5 protein-coding genes are annotated in these 6,188 nt (G+C 54.8%); 2 read left to right on the top strand and 3 right to left on the bottom strand.

Annotation, left to right across the window (positions count from 1 at the left end; all coding sequences use genetic code 11):
• Positions 1-109: 109 nt before the first annotated feature.
• The 3 genes from argF to DXB98_RS09835 form a co-directional block, all read right to left on the bottom strand.
• Positions 110-1,117, bottom strand: a complete 1,008-nt coding sequence (gene argF, locus DXB98_RS09845) for an ornithine carbamoyltransferase (protein ID WP_117584179.1) — start codon at positions 1,115-1,117, stop codon at positions 110-112.
• A gap of 86 nt (positions 1,118-1,203) precedes the next feature.
• Positions 1,204-2,448, bottom strand: coding sequence for an arginine deiminase family protein (locus tag DXB98_RS09840; protein WP_117743993.1), 1,245 nt, complete (start codon positions 2,446-2,448; stop codon positions 1,204-1,206).
• 42 nt (positions 2,449-2,490) lie between these two features.
• A complete protein-coding gene (locus DXB98_RS09835) occupies positions 2,491-3,927 on the bottom strand; it encodes a YfcC family protein (RefSeq protein ID WP_199407177.1) in 1,437 nt (478 codons plus the stop codon).
• Between the two features lie 277 nt (positions 3,928-4,204).
• On the opposite strand from DXB98_RS09835, the gene DXB98_RS09830 reads away from it, so the two are divergent.
• Entirely contained in the window at positions 4,205-5,455 is a 1,251-nt protein-coding gene (locus DXB98_RS09830) for an arginine deiminase family protein (RefSeq protein WP_158553196.1), read from the top strand.
• A 1-nt stretch (position 5,456) separates the two neighbouring features.
• A complete protein-coding gene (locus tag DXB98_RS09825; protein WP_117743991.1) occupies positions 5,457-6,107 on the top strand; it encodes a LexA family transcriptional regulator in 651 nt (216 codons plus the stop codon).
• Positions 6,108-6,188: the final 81 nt, after the last annotated feature.

The following is a 6,188-nucleotide window of genomic DNA, read 5'->3' as shown; positions in this document are numbered from 1 at the left end:
TCGATCTGCTCGACGGGGTTGTTGCCGAGGGCGTTGCCGCCAAGGGCGACGACAATACGATCGGGCTTACCGTACGGTTTACTCATAGTGTTCGTTCACTTCCCAGCTACTAGCGAAGCGTCGCGTACATCATGGCCTTAATGGTATGCATGCGGTTCTCGGCCTCCTGGAACACACGAGACTGCGCGCTCTCAAAGACCTCGTCGGAAACCTCCATCTCGGTCACGCCGAACTTCTCGGCAATCTCGGCGCCGATGGTGGTCTGCGTATCGTGGAAGCTCGGCAGGCAGTGCATAAAGATGGCGCCGGGGTTTGCCTTGGCCATGACCTCGGGCGTTACTCGATAGGGAGAGAGAAGATCGATTCGGCTCTTCCACAGCTCCTCAGCCTGGCCCATACCGACCCAAACGTCCGTATAGATCACGTCTGCATCCTTGACGCCCTCGTCGATATCCTCAGTGAGCTGGATCGTACAGCCATTCTGAGCGGCGATCTCCTGGCAGCGCTCAAGAAGCTCGGGATCGAAGTGCGTGGCGCCCTCGACATCGCCCTTGGGTCCGCAGGAGCAGAAGTTAATGCCGAGCTTGGCGCAGATAACCATCAGGGAGTCGCTGACGTTGCCCTGCTCCTTGCCCATGTAAGTGAGCTTCATGCCGCGCGTGTCGCCGAACTCCTCACGCATGGTGAGAATGTCGGCAAGGGCCTGGGTGGGATGGTACTCGTTGGTCAGACCGTTCCAGACGGGAACGCCAGCCTTGGCGGCAAGCTCCTCGACGATCGACTGGTCGGAGCCGCGATACTCAATACCGTCATACATGCGACCGAGCACGCGGGCGGTATCCTCGATGGACTCTTTCTTGCCCATCTGCGACGAGCCGGGGTCGAGGTAGGTCACGCCCATACCCAGGTCCATACCGCCGACCTCGAAGGCACAGCGCGTGCGCGTGGAGGTCTTCTCAAACAGCAGGACAATGTTCTTGCCCTCGAGAAAGCGGTGTGGATAACCGGCGCGCTTCATATCCTTGAAGTTCTTTGAGAGGTCGAGCATGTACTCGATTTCCTCGGACGTAAAGTCAAGCAGGGTAAGAACGCTTCGACCAGAAAGATTAAGAGCCATGATTTGAGTCCTTTCGGTTGTTGGAACACACAAGGAGGGATGGGCGGCGCAGACGCACACGCGCCGCCCAGATACGCTAACGCTGACTAGATTTCCTCACGCCAGAACGGCATGGTCATGCAGCGCGGGCCGCCGCGACCGCGAGAAAGCTCCTCAGAGGGGGCGACGAGCAGCTCGACGCCGGCCTTGTAAAGAGCATCGTTGGTGACAACGTTGCGCTCATACACGCAGACCTTGCCCGGTGCGACCGCAAGAGTGTTGGAACCATCGTTCCACTGCTCACGAGAAGCCTCGATCGGATCGCCACCACCGCACTCAATCATGGTGATGTGGTCCATACCCGTCGCAAGCTCGAGAATATGTTGCAGGGTGCCCTCGAGCTCCTCGATATGCACCTCCCCCTCCGAATCGCCCCTGGTCAGGCGGTAGGCACGAAGCGTCTGGTAGATGCCGGGATAGACCGTGAACTTATCGCGATCGACCTGCGTGCAGACGGTGTCGAGGTGCATGTAGGCATAGCCGTGCGGAATCTTGATGGCATAGATGTTCTCGATCTCGGCCTCATCGGAACCCCAGAACATATTCTTGGCGAGCTCATCGATGGCTGCAGTCTGGGTGCGCTCGGAAATACCGATGGCGAGCGTCTTGGCGTTGATGTTGAGGATATCGCCGCCCTCGATATGCCACTCGCTGTTGTGGTCATACCAAATGGGGCTACCGGCGTAATCAGGATGGTTACGCAGCACCGTTTCGTAGAAGATTACTTCGCGATTGCGCTGATTCCAGTACATGCGGTTCATGGTAGCGCCCTTGCCCACGACAGCCAGAGGGTCACGGGAGAAATACGAGGCGGGCATGGGGAAGAGGACCATATCGTCGCCCTTCAGCTCATCGCCGTCCAAGCTGGCAAGAGAGCCGCCGACATGCGGGATCTCGAGGTCGCGCACATACAGTCCGCCCATAGCCGTGAGGACAAATTCCTTGTTGTCCTTGATGGAATCGAGCTTCTCGACAACGGCCTGGCGAAGGGCCGCGTTGGAGATGCCGGACTCCCCCATGAACTTCGTCATGAACTCTGCGCGAGTGCCCTCGACTTTGTCAAACGTCTCAGCGAGCAGCTCTTCCATATAGACAACCTCGGCACCAGCGCCGCGAAGAAGGTCGGTAAACTGATCGTGCTCTTTCTGGGCATAGTCCAAATAGAACGCGTCGTGAATCCAAACGCGGTCGAAATCCTCCGCCTTCATGTTTACAAGATCCATACCGGGGCGATGGACGCACACCTTCTTGAGGGCGCCAATCTCGCTATGAACGTTCAGTCCTTTGTTCATCTCTATCCTTCTTTCTCACAACTTGTATGTGGGGTTTTGCATTTACGGCAGGGGGATAAGACCCGAAACCGCAGTGAATGCCATGCAGATAACGCTTACGACCAGGAAGAATTTCCAAGCGACCTTCCACCACTGGCCTAGCGGAATCTTGCAGACGCCAAGACCGGCAACGAGCATCGCGCTTGTTGGCGAAATGAGAGACATGGCCGCGCTACCCATGGAAAGACCAGTAACTGCGGCCTCGGGGTTTAAGCCCATCAGCTCAACAAGCGGGCCGAAAATGGGAATCGTAAGAGCAGCGATGCCCGAGGAGCTCGGAACGAGGATCGACAGAAGGTTATCCACGACATAGAGGATGCTCGTGAAGATAACGGGCGGAACTCCAGAGAGAGCCGTGGCGAGCGTGTTGAGAATCGTATCGATGATGAGGCCGTCATTGGCGATTACGAGGATTCCGCGGGCGAGGCCAACAACGATGGCAGAGAACGCGAAGTCTGCAATTCCCTTAACGAACTCGCCAGCGATCTCCTTCTCATTCATCCCGGAAACAACACCCGAAAGAAGAGCCATGGCCAAGAAAATCGCAGAGATCTCGTTCATGTACCAGCCCTGGGTTACCAGACCCCAAATGATAGCGCCAAGTCCAAGCACGAAAATAACCATGACGGCTTTTTGCCTAGCGGTGAACTCGCTATCGAGGAGATTCTCGTCCGCGCCAAACTCTTTGCGCTTCTCGATATCATCGTGGAAAGCTGGGGATGCCTCGGGATTCTTCTTAACCTTGAGGGCATACATCACAACCCATGCGATGGCAACTGCAGTGAGCACGACAAGGGCGATAGTACGCAACCAAAGCTGGGGGTTGCCCTGGATACCGAGGATGCCCTGGGAAATCAGGACGTTGAACGGGTTAACGGTAGATGCGATGTATCCGATACGGGCACCCACAAACACCGTCATGAACGCTGTAATTGAGTCGAAGCCCATGGCCATCATGATCGGCATAAGAATCGCAAAGAACGGAAGCGTCTCCTCTGCCATACCAAAGGTGCTGCCGCCCAAGGCAAAAAGCACCATTAGGATCGGAATGATGAGGACGTCCTTGCTCTTGAACTTCTTCACCACTCGGGCGACGCCACTCGTGATGGCTCCGGTCGCCGTGATGACCTGGAAGGAACCTCCCACGATCATAATGAATGCAACGACCTCGACCGCTTGCTGGATGCCGATCGCAGGGGCCTCAAGTACTTCGAAGATGCCTTGGCGAAGATCGACCTCGTTGCCGTCCTCGTCCGTATAGACCTTATCGACAGGCTCATAGGTGCCCGAGACCGTTACCTCGCGACCGTTAACCTCCTGGCGCTCAAACGAGCCCGAAGGCACGACCCAGGTCAGAACGGCAAATACGGCCATCAAGACGAGAATGATGGTGTACACGTGCGGGACTCGAAGAGTGCGCTTCTTTTCTGTCTCTGCCATCTCTCCTCCTTAATTCAGGGGTTTTTCGTTGCCGGCAAAGCCATTGTGTCATCGCGCAAAACACCCTTCCGCTCCATCGACCGTCAGCGAAGCACATCGACCCGTAAACGGACTTTAGATTGACGTAATTTGTTAATTTGCTTTCTAGATTGATGTTTAACATCAATTACTAAGCCGGTTCGTGCCATTCACCTGTGACAGATATGATGTAAATTGAATCGAACTCGTAATGTGCCACTATGGAAGCAATAAATACTCATCGCCAAAGCGAGGTCACATGTCCGCATTGCATGTTCAAAATGAAATAGGAAAGCTAAAAAAGCTGCTTCTGCACTGTCCCGGCCCCGAAACGCGCAACTACCCCGACGGGCAGTTCAATCGGGTCTTTACGTTGCGTCCGTCTAGCAGCTCATTCGATCTTGATAAAGCCCTTAGGGAGCATCATGCTTACTCGGCGATGCTCGAGCACGAAGGGGTAGAGATTCTCTATCTTGAAAACCTTCTTACCGAAGCCCTTGATGCGACAGAGCAAGCGCGTCGCTCTTTTATCGATAGCTACATTTCAGAATGCGGCGCGCGGGGCATTGAGCTCGAGTCTGCCATTCGCGAGTATCTCGAGCGCATCGAAGGCTCCCGCGCCCTTGCTCAAGCAGCAGTCAACGGCATCCGCTACTCCCAGGTCTTCAACACAGATAAAGAGGTGTTCAGCCTCACGAAACTGACGGCAGACGCATACTCACCTGACGATCTTCTCGTAAGCCCCCTTAACACCATGTGGTTCACACGCGATCCGGCGAGCGTCATCGGCGAAGGCGTTACGCTCAACCACATGTACTGGCCAGAGCGCAACCGTGAGGTTATCGCCTACAAAACGATTTTTACCTATCACCCAGATTTCCGCGAGACCCCTCAGTTCTTCAAGCATGAATCGACTTACCACATTGAAGGCGGCGACCTGCACAACCTCAACAGCGAAAACATAGCCGTTGGAATCTCGCAACGAACCGAGCCGGCGGCGATAGACACTTTAGCAAATAACTTGCTGTGGGATGAGAACTCGACTATTGAGTCCGTATGGGCCATTCAGGTCCCCTACGATGACCTCTGCATTCATCTCGACACATATTTCACTCGCGTTGACTACGAGACATTCCTCGTTGCTCGGGAGCTTCTCGACCAAGCGCGAGTCTACCGCATTACGCGGGGCAGATCGGAAGGGACAACCCGTGCGTGTCATGTCGCAGGCGGACTGAAAGAAGCGTTGCGATTAGCCCTAGGTTCAAGTTCGTTGCAATTTATCCTTTGCGGTGGCTCAAATCCCGGAGCAGCAGAGGTCGAAAGGACCAACAATGCCACAAGCACCCTTTGTTTGGAGCCAGGCAAGGTCTGCGTATACGAAGAAAACGCCGAAACCAACAAAGCGCTGGAGCAGGCCGGTATTGACCTTATTCCCATCTCTATCTTTGAGCTGACAAACGGCTTTGGCGGCCCCAACTGCCTCTGCCTCCCCCTCGTCCGCACTTCATAACATGGGAACGGGTCAAAACATAAAGGCGCTTCGCAAGCGCGACCAGCTGACACAGGAGGAATTCGCGACACTCATCGGCGTCTCCAAAGAAACGGTATGCCGCTGGGAAAAGGACCGCTATACAATCCGCCGCTCAACGTTGCTCAAGATAGTATCGAAATTTAACCTGCAGCTCGACGACCTCACATCTGAAACCGCAGGGCTTGCCGCAAAGCTCGACCACGAGGGGCGGAAGGGGGAATCCAAAGAAGTTACTACTGATTCCCTTTGCGATGTATTTAAAATCTTGAAGAATGGAGGCAGAACGGGACTTAAACAAACCGGAATAACCGCGCTTCCCTCATCCGTATTCAAGAAACATCGCGGGTGCTTCTTTGTTCAAATGGACACGTCCGCCATGTCCAAATGCTACCCGATTGGATCCCTTCTCCTCGTGGATCCAAACCTGAAACCCTGGAACGGATGCTCCGTCCTCGCTTTGGCCGATAATTCAAGAATCGTCATACGTCGTTATAGCACCGGTACGAACACCGTGATGCTCTCATCCCACTCATATCGCACAGCGGAACCGGATATCGTGCTGGACAAACGCCGAATTAGGATTCTGGGAATCATCGTCTGGTTTCAGGCATCCCATGATCTGAGCATCTAACCAAATTTGCTCTTGTTTACCCCCTGCACACATCTCAAACAGCAAAAGCCCCGCAGTCGGAGCGGACTGCAGGGCTCATGA

The sequence above is a fragment of the Collinsella sp. OM07-12 genome (genome assembly GCF_003438275.1).
GTDB lineage: Bacteria > Actinomycetota > Coriobacteriia > Coriobacteriales > Coriobacteriaceae > Collinsella.
Note: the sequence above shows the minus strand (reverse complement) of the source record. Positions and strands in the feature narration are given on the sequence as shown.

Coding starts and splice junctions, on each gene's coding strand:
- DXB98_RS09840 (WP_117743993.1), bottom strand. CDS start 2,448: ATGAACAAAGGACTGAACGTTCATAGCGAGATTGGCGCCCTCAAGAAG.
- argF (WP_117584179.1), bottom strand. CDS start 1,117: ATGGCTCTTAATCTTTCTGGTCGAAGCGTTCTTACCCTGCTTGACTTT.
- DXB98_RS09825 (WP_117743991.1), top strand. CDS start 5,457: ATGGGAACGGGTCAAAACATAAAGGCGCTTCGCAAGCGCGACCAGCTG.
- DXB98_RS09830 (WP_158553196.1), top strand. CDS start 4,205: ATGTCCGCATTGCATGTTCAAAATGAAATAGGAAAGCTAAAAAAGCTG.
- DXB98_RS09835 (WP_199407177.1), bottom strand. CDS start 3,927: ATGGCAGAGACAGAAAAGAAGCGCACTCTTCGAGTCCCGCACGTGTAC.